Raw genomic sequence first — 14,680 nt, 5'->3', positions numbered from 1 at the left:
GGAAATAGCATGCTCGGATACATCATCATCGTTGGCGTTCTCGGCGCTGTGTGGCTCGCCTACGAGGGCGTGTGATGCGCTGGCTTGCACGTGTGTTTGCATCTGCCATTGCTCGACGTGTCGCCTACGTCATCGTGGCGCTTGTGTTTTCTGCGCTAGGCGTCAGCAATGCACGCGCTGCATGCTCACCTTCGAAGGATGTTTCGTTCGATACGTGTCCAAGCGAAGCATCCGCTAAGGCAGCTGCTACAGCTGCCTACAACGAGTGGGCCGCCACCATTACTGGCGGTCAAGAGCATTCCATGTGTTCAATTGCGCGGTGGCCTGACGCTACGTCGAATGAAATTCGTGTTCAAGCAAGCTTCAATGGCTGGGGCTGCGGAGCGGGTGGCGTGTGGTATCGCAGCTTTCCCAAAAACGTCGATGAGTGCGGTTCCAAACCTGATTACAACGGTCCATTTCCTGGCGCTGCTGGTGCTCCCAAGAGTGGGTCAGTTCAGTGCAGTTCCGGCTGTATGCAGGTCTGGACACCAAACGCCGACAACACGTGGAACGGCACGTATGGCCTTAATGCAGCTTGCGACATGGACGACAACACTCCGGATCAGTGCAAGAACATGGCGTTGACCAACGGTTGGCACTACAACAACCACACCAAGATGTGTGAACCCGATACCGAAGAGTGTCCCGAAGGCAAGCAGCACAATGCTAAGGGTGAGTGCGAGGAACAGGCCTGTCCGAAGGGTATGACCCTTACTCAGTTCGGCACCTGCGAAAACGATAAAAATGAGTGCCCTGCAGGCGAAGTCAAGTCTCCTGAGGGCGCTTGCCTGCCCGGTGATGGTCAGTGCGCGCAGGGTGAAGCCAAGGGCAAAGACGGCACCTGTAAGCGCGACTCAAATGGCGATGGCAAGCCAGATGACGAAGAAGAGGACGGCACCGCAAAAGAGACATTTTCCGGTGGTGATTCCTGTGAGTTCCCGCCGTCTTGCAGTGGCAGTCTCATCATGTGCGGCCAAGCGCGTATCCAGTGGCGTATCGATTGCAATACCCGGCGTAATGTCAACATCCAGGGCGGATCCTGTTCCTCCGCACCCGTCTGTGTTGGCAAGGACTGCAAGGCCATGGAGTACTCCCAGTTATTGATGCAATGGCGTACTGCATGCGCTGCCGAAAAGCAGGCAGGCAAGGACGGTGCATCTGGCGAGTCTGGTCAACCTGCGTGGACCAAAGTCACTGGCGATGGCACTGCCGGTGCCGGCGAAGACCCTGAGAAACCGCATCGCACCGTGGCGCTCGGCGTCGGCATGCTTGACAGCGGTGGTTTTCTCGGTGGTGGTGGCGCTTGCCCCAAATTCGGCTCTGTCAGCCTTGGTAAATACGGCTCCGTCGATCTCGATCAGTGGGACTGGATCTGTCGCTTCTTCGCTGCTGTGCGCGTGGTCTTTATCGCGCTCGGATCGTTTATTGCGTTCACCATCCTCGGCGGGAAATCTATCTTCTAATGGACGCCATTCTTAGCAAATTCACCGGCCTGCTGATCACCGCCCTCAAGCTCGGTGCAGCCGGCATTGTCGGCCGCATCATGGCTGGCATCGGGTTGACCTGGGTCAATTTCACCTACTCCATGCCAGCGGTGAAACAGTGGATCGCTGACAAGTTCACCGGCATGCCTGACAACGTGCTCACCATCCTCTCTGCCTCAGGAATTGATGTCTTCATGACACTGATCATCAGCGCCATCGTCGCTCGCGTTGGCATGCGCACATTCGTTACCTCCGTGGCCGCACTTGAAGGCATGATCGGCAAGGAGCAGGGCGCATGATCTACCAATTCACCGGACAGCCTGGGCACGGCAAGTCGCTCCACGCTCTCGACTTGGCGCTCAAATTCAAGGATGAGGGCAGGGTGGTCTATGCCGGCAATATCCGGCAGCTTGACTATCAGAAATGCGGCCTCATGCCCATCACGCCGGATCAGTTCAAGGACTGGCCTTCGTTCTTGCCTGACGGCGCCGTGTGCCTCATCGATGAGTGCTATGAGCACGACATGCTGCCCAAGCGTGGCCCAGGCACAAAGACGCCGCATTGGGTCGAGCAGCTCGCCAAGCATCGTCATCGCGGGTTGGATTTCATCTTCGTGTGTCAGTCGCCTGCAAAGCAGATGGACAGCTTTGTGCATGACCTGATCGAGACGCATACCCACGTGCGTCGCCGGTTTGGCATGAATTTCGTGCACCTGCGCATCTTCGACCGCTACGAGTCGCGCCCCGAGAAAGCGCACCCGCTCATGCTCAAGCGCGTGCGGCTTCCGAAGCGCCCCATGGGCATGTATCAGTCCACCGAGCTGGACACCACTAAGCGCGGCGTCCCCTGGTACTACTACGCTGCCGGCGTGCTGCTCGTCCTGATCATTGGCGGTGTCGTCTTCGTGGCAAATCGCATACACAATCAGCTTGACGGGGATCGCCTCAAGGAAGCGGCCAAGGCAACGCCAGGGAGTGACGGAGCGGCAGCGACGGCGCGCCCTGGCGGTGGATTGGTCGGATCGCAACGCAACCTCGGAACGCGCAATGAGTATGCGAGGTTGCACGAACCCCGATTCGGCTCAATGCCCTGGACCGCACCTGCCTACGATCAGCGCGAAGTCACCGCCGACCCCGAGCTCTACTGCATGTCCTCCCTCGCTGGACGAGATGCCTCTGGACACCTGCAGGAGGCGTCCTGCAGCTGCTTCACCGAGCAGGGCACGCGCTATGAGCTCGATCAGCCGCAGTGTCGCACTGTCGCCCGCCACGGGGCGCCGTACAACCCGTATGGCCGCAGGGGGCAGGTTGCCCAGCAACAGCAGCAGCAGCCCGCCCAGACCGATCTACGCGCCACCACCCATGCCAACCCCAGCGCAGTGTTCGGCAAGGCCACACGCACCCAGGGCACATTCCCCGAGTCGCCCCAGGCCAAGGGCGGCACCTACACCGGGCCTACCACCCTAGAAATGTAATTTCCTGACGCGTCATATAACCAATTGCCATTAGACTTTTATGACGCGTCAGATTAATATAAATCCATCAACTCAAGGGGCAGGGCATGGACACCAAAGAGATTCTCGTCGCTATACAGATCGCAGTGCTCGTCGCCTTCGCCCTGTTCCGCTGGTCTGCTGCCGCCCGCCGCGAAGCGAAGAAGAAGGCTTAATCTGATGCGTGATGAAAAAGACCCCGGCACCATCGAAATGCAACTGCCCAAGCGTCGTGGCCGCCCACCTGCCAACGGCGTTGCAGCGCAGACCGCCGCCGACCACAGCAGGGCATATCGGCAGCGGCGCAAGTCAGTGGTCAACAACTACAAGCGCGGTGAAGTGTTGACCGATATGCAGTTGCTCGACCGTCTGCGTCAGGCCATCACCAGCGGCAATGCCCAGCTCGCTGGCATCTATGCCCGCGACATTCAGGACCGCTACCCCTACGATATCTGACTCGTCAGATAAATAATTTCATGACGCATCACGAAAAGGTCTACTCATGATTAGCAAAGACGCTGCAGACCTCATCGCGCTGATCGTCTTCGGCTGCGTGATCGCCGCCGTTGTGTTGGCTCTTATCCATAATCGTCGCTTCCTCAAACGTGACGCATCACGAAACAAAGGGGTGTAGGGGCATAGCCCCTACGGATAACGCCTCACCCGCGCCGTGGAGCTCGTGGCCCACGCGTTTGCCGGACCACTCGCGCTCTATCGGCGGACCCCGCGTCAGCCACCACTGAGGACCGCTCTTCATGCCTGCGCTGGATTACGTCCCGCAGGTAGATCACGTTGGCCGCTGTTGACCGTTGCGGCGGCCTGGGCACGTACACGTGCCTGTACTGAGGGTTACACCCCCTTAGCTTCGCTTCATCCATCATTGCGGACCATTCCCGCGCCAGGCTGGATGTCAGTGCCAGCCAGGTGAGCTGGGTGGCTGTGAACGTCTTTCCCTCAGGCGTTACCAGCTCGCCCCGTACGAACGAAAAACCGGCCCAGGGGCCGGTCAGTTTTCGATCACGCATCTGCCAATCTCCATCTGGCGGGCCATCGTCGCCGCCGCGGTGTGATCGCAGCAGCAAGCGAAGCCAACACGCGAATTAGCGTCCTGACATAATATACATTATGCGAAATGGGCCGTGTCCCTTTAGGGGGCGCGGCCGGCTATCTGCACTGCAGCTCGAGCATCAGGCAGAACAGTTCCGCACCGCCAGGCTGATGCCGTCATTGACGGTCATTGCCAGGCTCCGAACTGGATCGTTAAAGCACCTGTGCCTACCAGGTGTCTACAGGGTGTCGACACATCCGGGACCTTTTCACCGGCTGGACCGGTCAATAAGAGCTCCGTTGTCCTCGATCATCGCACGACCTTCGCAGCTGCAGCCGGCCGACCGCCGGTTGGCCCGAGTAGTAACACGGGACAAAAGTCAGAACGGAGGCACGCATGAAGGTCGAGGTCTTCACTGGTGCCCGCAAGACTGCTCCCAACGTCCGCCTGGTCGAGCCGCTCAAGAGCGAGGCCTCAGCCAAAGCCAAAGGCCTTGGGATCTCCCTCAACGCGTTGGTCTCGATGGCTGTCCGTCAGTACCTCGGTGATGAAAAGCCCCAGGTGCCTGCCAAGCCGCACGATCCACTCCCTCATCTCGTTGCCTCGTCACCAGGCATGCGGAATGCCCTGGATAACACCCGGCCAGCTGGGGCGTCGCGACTGGCCCCTGGAGGTACGATCGGGTCCGGGCGCGACGCCCAGCAAGCGTCACCCCGGTGAGCGTGTGAAGTTCTTCTTTACGCCTCACGGATCTGAGCTGAACTCTACCGGGCTGCCTAGTGAAGCCCTTGCTTTGTTCCTGTTCTGCCCGTACCGAACCGTCCCTTCTGGGATCCTGGGTGCCAGCTATCACCACGAATACGTCATTGCCGGTAAGCACTTCGAGATGCTATGGCAACGCACTCGTTCACAACGCCGGCGCGGTGATGCAGGTGTCGGCGATGGTCTCGGCAAACCCGCTGCCGAACACGCCTACAGGGGTCTGGAATCCAGGGCGCGCTTCGCCTGACAGCACACGGCGCGCGGCCTCGACCGCGGCCAACGAGGTGAAGGTGTAGCCGTTCACGGTATCCAGCACGGCGCGGGTGATGGTGCCGTCGGCACACGCCACTTCCACCGCCGCCTGGTAGCGGTTGTCGGCGCGCTCCTGCGCGGTGGGTCCGTCCGGCAACGCGTCGATGCCGCCTTCGGGGAATGCGCTACCGGAAACGTGCACGTAGGTGTCGATGTCACCGATCCCGGTCTGGCGTGCGATGGTGATCAGATCAGGCAGGATCACGGGGAAGCAGCTGGCCAGGCCGTTGCCGAAATCGAAGTCGCGCAATTCGCCCGGATCGCGTGCGATGAGCACATCGCCCTCGCGCCTCAGGCACTGCGCCGTGAGGTGCTGGCTGGCACTGATGGCCGAACCGCGAGACATCGTACCGGAGACATGCAGGGCAATGCGGAGCGAAACCGGGGCCGCGACCCGCTCCACGGCACGTGCGGCCAGGCTGCCCAGCATCGCCACGCTGCCGCCGCTGCCCGGCATCAGCATCACGCCGGCATCAACGGCTTCCCGGTCGCGCTGTTCGGCCAGCTGGTAGCTGTCCAGCTCGGCGGCAATATCGAGGTAGTGCGTGCCTGTCAGTAGGCACGCTTCCATCAGCGGGCGTGCGGTGTGTGCGAACGGCCCTGCGCAGTTCAGCAGGACCGCGATGTCTTGCAGTGCGCGCTCCACATCGGCCGCAGCATCCAGAGCGAACACGCGGTACTCCACACCCAGGGCCGCAGCCAGCGCCTGCAGCGGTGTTCCATCGCGCCCGCCCACTACCAGGGCCAGCCCGGTCTCCTTCGCGCGTGCGGCGGCCATGCGCCCGGTGTAGCCGAGCGCACCGTAGATCATGAACTTTTTCATTGCGTGTTCCTCGCCGGCTCACTCGAGCTCGGCATCGATGCGGGAAATGCGGCCCCGGACGTCGGCCACCACGTCAAGCAATCCGATCTCATGGCCGAAGTCGCCAGCGAAGTCGACGCGGACGCATATGCGGCGTTTGCCCAGGTCTGCCACCGACAGCAAGCGGGTCACCGTGCGATAGCCCACGAAGTAGCGCTCCAGATAGTCGCGCACGCCGGCATGATGGGTGAAGGTGTGGCCGGTGGAAGGGTCGTCAATCACGGCCGATGGTGCGAACAGCGCCAGCGCCGCTTCGATATCGAAGTCGTTGGCGGCTTGGATGAAGGCGTCCAGGGTCGCCTGCAGCGGGTGCGGCCTGGCGGGGTCATTCATGGCCGTGCTGCCAGCTTTTATAGAACACGCGCCCCTGCGCGCCGAAACCTTTCAGGTCCGGGTGGTCGGGAGGCCCCTGCCTGCCGTCGTAGTCGAGCCGGTCGACGATGCCCAATGGGGCCAGCGCAGCCGTGTAGAACGCGATCGAGTGCGTGGTGTCCGTTACGGTGAGAAAGATGTGGTCGAGCATGTCTTGCTCCGTTGCGAATCAGATGTTGTAGCCGCCGGCCACTTCGATGGTCTGCGCGTTCACCCAGGCCTGCTCATCGCCGAGCAGCCCGGCAATGACGCGGCCGACGTCGTCCGGCTCGCCTACCCGGCCCAATGCTGTCTGCGAAGCAGCAGGGCTTCGAATTCATCGTTGAGTCCGCCGCCCAGTTCGGTGCGGATCGCACCGGGCGCCACCGCATTGGCCCGGATGCGGCGCTCGCCGAACTCCTTGGCCATGTAGCGCGTGAGCACTTCCAGCCCGCCCTTGAAGGCGGCGTACGGTGCCACGCCCGGCGTGGCCACGCGCGTGGTGGCGCTGGTGACGTTGACGATGCTCGCGCCGTTGGCCAGCAGCGGCAGCAGCGCCTGGGTCAGGAAGAACGGTCCTTTCAGGTGCACGTTGAACAGGCTGTCGAACTGCGCCTCGGTGACCGTCTCGATCGGATTGAACAGCCCAAAGCCGGCATTGTTCACCAGCCCGTCGAGCGTGGACACGCCCCACGTGGCCTGCAGCGCTTGCGCCACTTGGGCGGCAAACGCCGCGAAGGCGCCACTGTTGCTCACATCCAGCTGCAGCGCCACGGCGGTGCCGCCTTCTGCCTGGATACGCTCCACTACGCGCTGGGCCGCTTCCGGCTGGGTGTTGTAGGCGAGGATGACGCCCATACCGCGCTGCGCGCAGTGCAGTGCAGAGCGGCGCTGGCGCCAATGCCGCGGCTGCCACCCGTGATCAGTACGTGTTTCATGCAAGTGCTCCTGTGCCGTAAGGGGTGATACACAGGCTAGGGCCGCCTGCCCAGGAGCGCCGCCCGGATCCTCGCCGATTCCTGCCTATTCCTGCTTTCGGCCTTGTCAGCCCTAGCTAGCGGGTGTCGAATGAGCCATGGACAAGGCACTGGATGAACTGCGCCGGCTTGCAGCAAATGCCGAAAACCGCCGCACGGAAACCGGCATTCCGCGCGTCGCCATGGTGCAGGGGCAGATTCCCGATCATGCCTTGGCTGCGGTGTACGAGCCGATGATCAACCTGATCCTGCAGGGCAGCAAATCAATGACGGTGGGCGGAAAGACCCTCCACTACGACCCGGCGACCTACTTCATCATGTCGGTGGACTTGCCCGCAGTGGGTGCGGTGCACCCGGCCAGCACCGGCGAGCCCTACCTCGCAGTGAGCCTCACGCTGGACGCGAACGTCGTCTCCGCGCTGCTGTGCGACACCACCGATCCCGCCAACGGATGCGGCGAGCCCTCCTCGCAGACGGAGGCCTTCAACGTGGCCGCCGTCACTCCCGACCTGATGGACGCCTGGGTGCGCATGCTGCGCCTGATGGAGCGCCCCAACGAGATCCCTGCGCTGGCTCCCGCCTACGAGCGCGAGATTCTGTATCGCGTACTTCAGGGGCCGCAGGGGTACATGTTGCGCCAGCTGGCTACGCCGGATTCGGCGCTGGCGCGCATCAGCAGCGCGATCCAGCGCATCCGCCGCGACTATTCCAAACCACTGCGCATCGCCTCGCTGGCCGAACAGGTGGCGATGAGCGAATCCAGCTTCCACCGCCATTTCAAATCCGCTACCGCGCTGAGCCCGCTTCAGTACCAGAAACAGCTACGCCTGCTGCAGGCCCGCCAGATTCTGGCAACGCAGGGGAAAAGCGTTACAACGGCGGCGCTGGAAGTGGGATATGAAAGTCCAACGCAGTTCACCCGGGAGTACACACGTGCGTTTGGCCTACCCCCTTCCCAGGATGCGGCGCGGATGGTCGCCAGCTGGCGAGGGAAAGCCGCGCACTGAGAATTGTGCCTTGAGCTTGGCACAAGCCCTGGCCGGACTGCGACGAACTCTGCCTGCTCTGCACCATCACTTTGGCGCCCAGGTCGAAACACGGGCGGATCTTCGTGCCATCGGCCTCTTGGTGTAGTCCCAATGGACTCAGTAACCCACGCCGCGTACACCGCCGGCAGCCCTGATGGATTCGCCGGTGACCCACTGCGAATCATCCGACGCCAGAAAGACTGCCAGTGGCGCAATGTCTTCCGGCTCGCCAAAACGGCCAAGCGGCGTGCCTGCGATCAGCTTTTCGCCGAAGTCGCCGGCGAAGTTGCCGTTCGTCCCCGGTGTGTTGGTGTGGCCTGGCAGTATGGAATTGACGCGGATGCCACAGCCGCCCAGCTCGCGGGCCAGGGCGAACGTTAAGGTGTCGACCGCACCCTTGGTCGCCGCGTATACACTCGATGCCAGGTACGGATCGGTGCTCAGGATCGAACTGATGTTGATGATGCTGCCCTTCTCCTTGAACAGCTTGGCGGCTTCGCGCACCGCCAGAAGGTAGCCCAGCACATTGAGGTCAAACTGCTTGTGGAACGCAGCTTCGGTCAGATCTTCGATCATCTCGAAGACCGCAACGCCGGCATTGTTGACCAGGATGTCCAGACCGCCGAATTCCTGCCGCACCGTATCGAACAGCCGCGCTACATCCGCCGATTTGCTCATGTCGGCCTGGACGGCCAGTGCCGTTCCGCCGTGAGCAAGGATCTGCGCAACCACCGCGTCAGCATCCGCCTTGCTGGAAGCATAGTTGACAACAACACTTGCGCCGGCAGCAGCGAGGCCCTTTGCGATACCCGCACCGATGCCTTTGGATGCACCAGTGACCACGGCAATTTTTCCGTTGAGTTTCATGTGTTATTTGCTCTGCATTATGGAAGGTGACCCAGTCAGCGCATGGCGCCAGGGCTTGAATCCCTGTCCCGTGTGCTGTTTGCTGGAACGTCAGTATTGAGCCAAGGGACGGCCCAACACGTGCCCCTTCTTCTCCGATCCTTGCCCAATCTTTCCAATCAGCTGTTTTTGCTTGGTCGCTGGGTCCATGATCGGGGACATGAACAATCAGATGCAGGAACTGCGCGCCATCGTCATGCGTGCGGGTGACAAATGGACCGACACGGGCATTCCGCGCGTCGCGATGGTGCAGGCCGAGGCCTGCTCCAGTCAGGTCTACCAACCAATGCTGCACCTAGTGCTTCAGGGCTCCAAGACTCTGTCGGTGGGTGAGCAGATCCTTGAGTACGCTACAGCGACCTATTTCATCGTGCCGGTAGACGTACCCGCAACCGGGGAGATACGGCCGGGTGATGCCGGCCAGCCTTACTTGGCCACCAGCCTGACACTCGACTCCAGCCTAATTGCCAACGTCCTGGCTGGCACTAAATGGCCCGCGGGACAGCCAGCGGGGCAGCGCTTTTCTGCCACACAAGCACCGTCTGAGTTGATCGACGCATGGCTACGCATGATGCGACTGATCGACAAGCCTGGCGAGATCGAGATGCTGGCACCCCTGATCGAGCAGGAGATCCTGTTCCGGGTGCTGCAGGGGTCTATGGGAGGACTGCTACGTGAAATCGCTCGCTCCGATGGCCACCTGACTCAGATCCGGCGCGTGATTCATTGGATCCGCGGAAACTTCGCCGAGCCTCTCCGCGTCGAGACCCTGGCGGCGATGGCTGACATGAGCGTCGCGGCGTTCTATCGCCACTTCCGGGCAGTGACGGCGATGACCCCTATCCAGTATCAGAAGCGGCTGCGTCTCCTGCGCGCGCGATGGCTGCTGCTGTTCGCACCCCGCGACGCTGCCTCCATCGCATTTGAAGTGGGTTACGAGAGTGCATCCCAGTTCAGCCGCGAATATGCGCGTTTGTTCGGACTGCCTCCCACCCGCGACGTCGCTAGATTCAGACCGCAAAGTTCGTTGAATCTGAAGGCTCCAATAACAGCCTAGCTCACGAAATTGGCAGTTATTGAACTCATATTGCCATGGCAAGATATCAGCGCAGTGGGCGTCACGCCTGTCCTCGGCGAAAAGCGGCTTCCCTTACCGCCGATAACGACTACTAATCATCGTGCAGCCCTAGCCGCGCTTTCGCCCCGTACACGCTTACAATTCCGACGTCTGGCTACGCAATTGATAAACTCAAAAAACGCCAACTAAAATTTTTTTCGGCCAAGATTTATATCTAGGCGTTACTAGACCCGCTAAGGAGCTGCTCGCAGGTTGCTTGATCGCAGAATGCAATCTGCAATTAAGCAAGCGCTTGCGCTGGTGCATTTGCGAGTTCTGTCTGCATCCACGCAACCAGCAAACGCCTCAACCGGCGATGGTAAAGACCGACCCCGAATCCACCCGGATCCCGGCACCGTTGATGAAGCTGGCGCGCTCGGAGCACAGGAAGGCAACGGCCGAGGCCACTTCTTCCGCGCGGCCGCGTCGCTTGAGCACCATGCCGGGACGTTCTTCGTCCAGGAACGATTCGATCGCCTGCTCGAACGTGGTTCCGTTTTCGCTTGCGCGTTTGTGCATCATCTTGTCGGTCATCGGGGTTGCGATGAAGGCGGGCGACACCGTATTGACCAGCACGTTGTCCGGGCCGTAGGCCTTGGACAAGCCCTTGGCCAGGCTCAGAATTCCTGCCTTCGATGCGCAATAGGCGAGTTCGTCCACGTAGGGCTGCACGGCGTCTTCCGATGCGAACAGCACGATTCGGCCCCATTGATTACGGCGCATCGCGGGAATGGCCTGGCGGCACATGCGCACCGCGCCCATCAGGTTGATGTCCAGCGTTTCGAGCCAGCCGGCGTCGCTGACCTCCAGGAAGTCGCCGGTTGCGCCGGTCACGCCCGCTGCGTTGATGTAGATGTCGGGGTCGCCCAGTTGTTCGCGCACCTGTGTCCAGATGGCGGTGACGTCCTGCTCGCGGGTGACGTCGCCCTCGATGGCAATGATCTGCCCCAGGCCCGACAGCTCGGCTACGGCCTGGTCGAGCGTGCCGTCGGGCAGATCGGTGATCGCCACGCGCACGCCGGCTTCGAGCAGCTGCCGCGCAGTCTCCTTGCCCATTCCCGAGTCGCCGCCACTGATGAGGGCGATCCGATTGTTGATTCCGAGATCCATGCTGAACTCCTGGTGGTAGAGAGAGGTGGTGGGACGCGCGCCACTAGCGGGCCAGAAATCGCTCCGCCGTGCGCAAGCCAAGTGCCATCTGCGTCAGCGCAGGGTTGGCGGCCAGTGCACTTGGAAAAATCGAGTTGTCGCAGATGTAGAGGTTGGCGATATCGAATGCGCGGCCGTCCGGGTCCACCACGGCCTGCTCCGGATCCGTGCCCATTCGGCAGGTGCCCAGCGTGTGCGCTGAGCGAGCGGCAGCGAAGATGTGTTGGGCACCTGCCGCCTCCCAGATCGCGTGCAGCGCTGCGCGCGCGTGCGCATCGATCGCGCGTTCGTTGGGCCCGTAGCTGAAGTCGATACGCGCCTTGCGCTGGCCGAAGGCATCGCGCTCTTCGGACAGGCTCAGCCGGTTGCCGTCCTGCGGCAGGCATTCGCCATTGATGCCGATGCCTGCCAGGCGGTTGTAGCGCGCCATGGTCGATACGAGCTCCCTCCCCCACAAGCCTGCACCACGTGCCAAGGTGTTGGCCAGGGTGACTGGCTGCACGCCCAGACTCTGCACCAGATAGCCGCCGATGAAATCGGCATTGGCCGGGCGCAGCATGTCCTCGGTGATCAGCGACGAGGGGTAGCCGCGGTTCATGCGCATGTCCGCATCGAACTCCCCCCACACCTGGGTAGCCACATGCGCCATGAAATTGCGCCCGACCTGACCGCTGGAGTTGGCCAGCCCCAGGTTGAGCAGCAAGCGCGGTGTTTCCACGCCGCCTGCGCACAGGAACACGCTTGTGCAACGCTGGCGCCGTTCGCGTCCGTCCTGCTGATAGACCACCGCGCTGACCATGCCACGGGTGTCGCGCTCGATATCGATGACCCGGCAATCGGGTCGCAATTGCGCGCCGTGCGCGCGCGCCAGCGGCAGCCAGGTGGTATCGACGCTCACCTTGGCGCCGTTGCTGCAACCTTGATGGCAGGCCCCGCAGTTGTTGCAGGCAGCGCGCAGGCCGTGGTGCGGCTGCTGATGCGCCCTGGTCACCAATGCGGCCGGCGCATCGGTGGCGGTGATGCCCAACGTGCGGCAACCGCGCTCCATCGCGTTGGCCGATGCGTTGCGCTGCGCCGGCGGATAAGCGTATTTGCGCTCGGGATCCCAGGGATAGTGCGCCGGCCCGGACACACCGATGAACTCCTCGACGCGGCGGAGATAGGACAGCAATTCTTCATGTGCGATCGGCCAGTCCATGCCGCGCTGCCCGGTGTGCGTCGACAGGTTCAGATCGCGCTTGTCCGGACGCGGGCAAAAGGCGCCCCAATGCAGGGTCGAACCGCCCAGGCCCGAACCGGAATTATTGGGGCCAAATGCGGTGGGCGTCTGCCCGCCGCTCAGGCGCTCTTCCATCCAGTAGATGCCGGTCGTCAGCTCATCGGGTAGATGGGACGCAGGGCTGAAGGCCGCACCCGCCTCCAGCACCACCACCGAGAGACCTCGCTGCGCGAGCCGTGCAGCCAATGGGCCGCCGCCTGCCCCGCTCCCTACCACCACCACATCGACTGGAGCTTCGTCGATGCCCGGGCTCATCGAAGGCCCTTGGCAGGAAGCTGCCAGGCTTCCTGCCGATCGGCTGCGGTCTGTTGATAGCCCGTGCTGTCGATACCGGCACCGCCAACCGCGAAGCCGTCGTATCCCATTGCCGCCATCGTGGTGGGAAGGCTGACCCAGGTCCGCGCGGCTTCGGCGCGGAGGTCCTCGAACCAGTGCGCCAGCTGCGCTGCATCCAGCCCGTGCGCCGAGGAATCGCCAGCCGTCGCGCGCGCCACCTCGCGCAGCCAGTGGTCCTGGATCTCGGCAGGCAATCCAGCGAAGCCATTGCTCAGCGCGTCGAGCGTGTCGAGCCCCAGCGGTACCGCATGCCGATCGGGTGGCAACGCTGCATGGCGCCAACCATCGCCCGCGCCTTCGGCAAGCTGGATATCCATCCGTCGGGCAATCTCGCGCGCATCGCTGGCACCATCCAATACACGTGCGACGACTGCGGTGAGTAGTTCCAGTTGATGTTGGCTCAGCACACCTTGCGCAGTCGCGGGCGGGCCGGCATGCCGGCTGAGCAACAGCTTGCGCATGCGCGGGGCGGCCCTGTCTGCATTGAGCAAGCGGATGAAGTCATCGGGCAGGCACTTGTCCACGCTGCGATCCACATGCGCTGCGATCAGCTGCGCTAGGTGTTGCGGTTGTTCATAGGGAATCAAGTGCGCGGCATCGGCCACGACGTCGACACGCGCATCGTGATAATGCGGCGCGTTCAGCGCTGTCTGCGCGGCTTCGCCGAGGTCGCCATCTTCTCTGCCGGCGATGATCAACGCAGGCACGTCCATGTAGCCGGCCTGCGCGCTGCAGTCCTCACGACTGGCGTGCGCGAGCCAAGCGATCCATGCTTTCGCAATGGTGCGCAGCACATCGTCGACAGCAGCGTTCCTGATTGGCGCTGGCAGTGCCATGGCACAGTTATCGTCGATGAACTGCTCCGCTTCTTCTCGCGTGGGACGGCCCTTCTCGAACCAGGCCAGCATCGTGCGTCGCCGCGACTCATCCATCGGCTCTGGCGCCGGCGGCGACGCCGCGACCAGGATCACGCCGGCCAGGCCGGCAAGCCCGGCCATGCCATCGCGCGCCTGCGCCGCTGCCAGGGTGGCGATCTTTCCGCCCATGCTGTGTCCAATCGCAAACCAGCACGTCGGTTGCCGCCGAATCACCTCTTCGACAAACCAGGCAACCAGTGCGGTGGTGTCGACATGCTGCAGCGGCGGCGCCTCTCCGAAGCCTGGAATATCGAGCGCCACACAATCGAAACGCGCCTCCAATCGCTGGATCACACCAGACCACTCGTTACTGCTGGACCCGAGGGCGTGCAGGAAGAACAGCGTCGGCTTGGCCATGTAACACCCTTATTCACCAGGCGCGCATGATGACCGGCGCGTCGTCCACGCATCGTGCAGATGAGTCCGACATCTTGTGATCCGGACACGCCGAGCCGGATCAAGGCCAGCGCGTTGTACTCGCCCATGTCGTAGTCTCGGCTGCGCAGTGGAGGATTTGCCGCACCCCGATAAACATTTCGAGAGCGCGAGGCGGCTTTACCGAACTTATGACAGCGTGGTGCGTCCCACAGGCCAGCGTGTCTTAGGACGCGCAGCGTC

The 14,680-nt window shown here is 62.4% G+C and carries 15 protein-coding genes and 1 pseudogene; 7 read left to right on the top strand and 9 right to left on the bottom strand.

From position 1 onward, the window contains the following. The first annotated feature begins 74 nt into the window (after positions 1-74). The 5 genes from NYR97_RS19920 (at position 75) to NYR97_RS19900 (ending at position 3,652) form a co-directional block, all read left to right on the top strand. Entirely contained in the window at positions 75-1,505 is a 1,431-nt protein-coding gene (locus NYR97_RS19920) for a hypothetical protein (RefSeq protein ID WP_316695404.1), read from the top strand. Beyond that, positions 1,505-1,825, top strand: a complete 321-nt coding sequence (locus NYR97_RS19915; RefSeq protein ID WP_316695403.1) for a DUF2523 family protein — start codon at positions 1,505-1,507, stop codon at positions 1,823-1,825. The genes NYR97_RS19920 and NYR97_RS19915 overlap by 1 nt, the downstream gene beginning before the upstream one ends. Continuing rightward, positions 1,822-3,000 (top strand): zonular occludens toxin domain-containing protein, encoded by a 1,179-nt coding sequence (locus NYR97_RS19910; protein ID WP_316695402.1) that lies wholly within the window; start codon positions 1,822-1,824, stop codon positions 2,998-3,000. The genes NYR97_RS19915 and NYR97_RS19910 overlap by 4 nt, the downstream gene beginning before the upstream one ends. A gap of 198 nt (positions 3,001-3,198) precedes the next feature. Further along, on the top strand, positions 3,199-3,474 hold the full coding sequence (locus NYR97_RS19905) for a hypothetical protein (protein ID WP_316695400.1): 276 nt from the start codon (positions 3,199-3,201) through the stop codon (positions 3,472-3,474). 46 nt (positions 3,475-3,520) lie between these two features. Beyond that, positions 3,521-3,652: a hypothetical protein gene (locus NYR97_RS19900; RefSeq protein WP_316695399.1), complete on the top strand. Its 132-nt coding sequence runs from the start codon at positions 3,521-3,523 to the stop codon at positions 3,650-3,652. Positions 3,653-3,677: 25 nt separating this feature from the next. Here the strand turns inward: NYR97_RS19900 and NYR97_RS19895 are convergent, their stop codons facing one another. The 5 genes and pseudogenes from NYR97_RS19895 to NYR97_RS19875 all read right to left on the bottom strand — a co-directional run bounded on the left by NYR97_RS19895 (position 3,678) and on the right by NYR97_RS19875 (position 7,291). After that, positions 3,678-4,043: a DUF3653 domain-containing protein gene (locus NYR97_RS19895; RefSeq protein WP_316695397.1), complete on the bottom strand. Its 366-nt coding sequence runs from the start codon at positions 4,041-4,043 to the stop codon at positions 3,678-3,680. Between the two features lie 930 nt (positions 4,044-4,973). Beyond that, positions 4,974-5,963 (bottom strand): saccharopine dehydrogenase NADP-binding domain-containing protein, encoded by a 990-nt coding sequence (locus NYR97_RS19890; protein WP_316695396.1) that lies wholly within the window; start codon positions 5,961-5,963, stop codon positions 4,974-4,976. 18 nt (positions 5,964-5,981) lie between these two features. Next, on the bottom strand, positions 5,982-6,335 hold the full coding sequence (locus tag NYR97_RS19885) for a nuclear transport factor 2 family protein (protein WP_316695394.1): 354 nt from the start codon (positions 6,333-6,335) through the stop codon (positions 5,982-5,984). Further along, positions 6,328-6,525 (bottom strand): VOC family protein, encoded by a 198-nt coding sequence (locus NYR97_RS19880; RefSeq protein WP_316695393.1) that lies wholly within the window; start codon positions 6,523-6,525, stop codon positions 6,328-6,330. The genes NYR97_RS19885 and NYR97_RS19880 overlap by 8 nt, the downstream gene beginning before the upstream one ends. 18 nt (positions 6,526-6,543) lie before the next feature. Further along, positions 6,544-7,291, bottom strand: a pseudogene (locus tag NYR97_RS19875) (SDR family NAD(P)-dependent oxidoreductase). A gap of 137 nt (positions 7,292-7,428) precedes the next feature. Between NYR97_RS19875 and NYR97_RS19870 the strand changes: the two are divergent. Further along, on the top strand, positions 7,429-8,337 hold the full coding sequence (locus NYR97_RS19870; protein ID WP_425613009.1) for an AraC family transcriptional regulator: 909 nt from the start codon (positions 7,429-7,431) through the stop codon (positions 8,335-8,337). Positions 8,338-8,475: 138 nt separating this feature from the next. On the opposite strand, the gene NYR97_RS19865 is transcribed toward NYR97_RS19870, so the two are convergent. Beyond that, on the bottom strand, positions 8,476-9,225 hold the full coding sequence (locus tag NYR97_RS19865) for a glucose 1-dehydrogenase (protein WP_316695391.1): 750 nt from the start codon (positions 9,223-9,225) through the stop codon (positions 8,476-8,478). A 199-nt stretch (positions 9,226-9,424) separates the two neighbouring features. Between NYR97_RS19865 and NYR97_RS19860 the strand changes: the two genes are divergently transcribed. Then, positions 9,425-10,321, top strand: a complete 897-nt coding sequence (locus NYR97_RS19860) for an AraC family transcriptional regulator (RefSeq protein WP_316695390.1) — start codon at positions 9,425-9,427, stop codon at positions 10,319-10,321. Positions 10,322-10,687: 366 nt separating this feature from the next. On the opposite strand, the gene NYR97_RS19855 is transcribed toward NYR97_RS19860, so the two are convergent. Genes NYR97_RS19855 through NYR97_RS19845 form a run of 3 tightly spaced genes read right to left on the bottom strand, consistent with a single transcriptional unit; the run spans position 10,688 to position 14,419 of the window. Next, positions 10,688-11,491: an SDR family NAD(P)-dependent oxidoreductase gene (locus NYR97_RS19855; RefSeq protein ID WP_316695389.1), complete on the bottom strand. Its 804-nt coding sequence runs from the start codon at positions 11,489-11,491 to the stop codon at positions 10,688-10,690. A 43-nt stretch (positions 11,492-11,534) separates the two neighbouring features. Beyond that, on the bottom strand, positions 11,535-13,064 hold the full coding sequence (locus tag NYR97_RS19850; protein WP_316695387.1) for a GMC family oxidoreductase: 1,530 nt from the start codon (positions 13,062-13,064) through the stop codon (positions 11,535-11,537). After that, positions 13,061-14,419 carry an alpha/beta hydrolase gene (locus NYR97_RS19845; protein WP_316695385.1) on the bottom strand — a complete coding sequence of 453 codons (1,359 nt, stop codon included), beginning with the start codon at positions 14,417-14,419 and terminating at the stop codon, positions 13,061-13,063. The genes NYR97_RS19850 and NYR97_RS19845 overlap by 4 nt, the downstream gene beginning before the upstream one ends. Positions 14,420-14,680: the final 261 nt, after the last annotated feature.

This window comes from Xanthomonas hydrangeae (genome assembly GCF_032697525.1).
Lineage (GTDB): Bacteria > Pseudomonadota > Gammaproteobacteria > Xanthomonadales > Xanthomonadaceae > Xanthomonas > Xanthomonas hydrangeae.
Note: the sequence above shows the minus strand (reverse complement) of the source record. Positions and strands in the feature narration are given on the sequence as shown.

Bases quoted from the DNA above. Each gene is read 5' to 3' on its own strand.
- NYR97_RS19920 (WP_316695404.1), top strand. From the start codon at position 75: ATGCGCTGGCTTGCACGTGTGTTTGCATCTGCCATTGCTCGACGTGTC.
- NYR97_RS19915 (WP_316695403.1), top strand. From the start codon at position 1,505: ATGGACGCCATTCTTAGCAAATTCACCGGCCTGCTGATCACCGCCCTC.
- NYR97_RS19910 (WP_316695402.1), top strand. From the start codon at position 1,822: ATGATCTACCAATTCACCGGACAGCCTGGGCACGGCAAGTCGCTCCAC.
- NYR97_RS19905 (WP_316695400.1), top strand. From the start codon at position 3,199: ATGCGTGATGAAAAAGACCCCGGCACCATCGAAATGCAACTGCCCAAG.
- NYR97_RS19900 (WP_316695399.1), top strand. From the start codon at position 3,521: ATGATTAGCAAAGACGCTGCAGACCTCATCGCGCTGATCGTCTTCGGC.
- NYR97_RS19895 (WP_316695397.1), bottom strand. From the start codon at position 4,043: ATGCGTGATCGAAAACTGACCGGCCCCTGGGCCGGTTTTTCGTTCGTA.
- NYR97_RS19890 (WP_316695396.1), bottom strand. From the start codon at position 5,963: ATGAAAAAGTTCATGATCTACGGTGCGCTCGGCTACACCGGGCGCATG.
- NYR97_RS19885 (WP_316695394.1), bottom strand. From the start codon at position 6,335: ATGAATGACCCCGCCAGGCCGCACCCGCTGCAGGCGACCCTGGACGCC.
- NYR97_RS19880 (WP_316695393.1), bottom strand. From the start codon at position 6,525: ATGCTCGACCACATCTTTCTCACCGTAACGGACACCACGCACTCGATC.
- NYR97_RS19870 (WP_425613009.1), top strand. From the start codon at position 7,429: ATGGACAAGGCACTGGATGAACTGCGCCGGCTTGCAGCAAATGCCGAA.
- NYR97_RS19865 (WP_316695391.1), bottom strand. From the start codon at position 9,225: ATGAAACTCAACGGAAAAATTGCCGTGGTCACTGGTGCATCCAAAGGC.
- NYR97_RS19860 (WP_316695390.1), top strand. From the start codon at position 9,425: ATGAACAATCAGATGCAGGAACTGCGCGCCATCGTCATGCGTGCGGGT.
- NYR97_RS19855 (WP_316695389.1), bottom strand. From the start codon at position 11,491: ATGGATCTCGGAATCAACAATCGGATCGCCCTCATCAGTGGCGGCGAC.
- NYR97_RS19850 (WP_316695387.1), bottom strand. From the start codon at position 13,064: ATGAGCCCGGGCATCGACGAAGCTCCAGTCGATGTGGTGGTGGTAGGG.
- NYR97_RS19845 (WP_316695385.1), bottom strand. From the start codon at position 14,419: ATGGCCAAGCCGACGCTGTTCTTCCTGCACGCCCTCGGGTCCAGCAGT.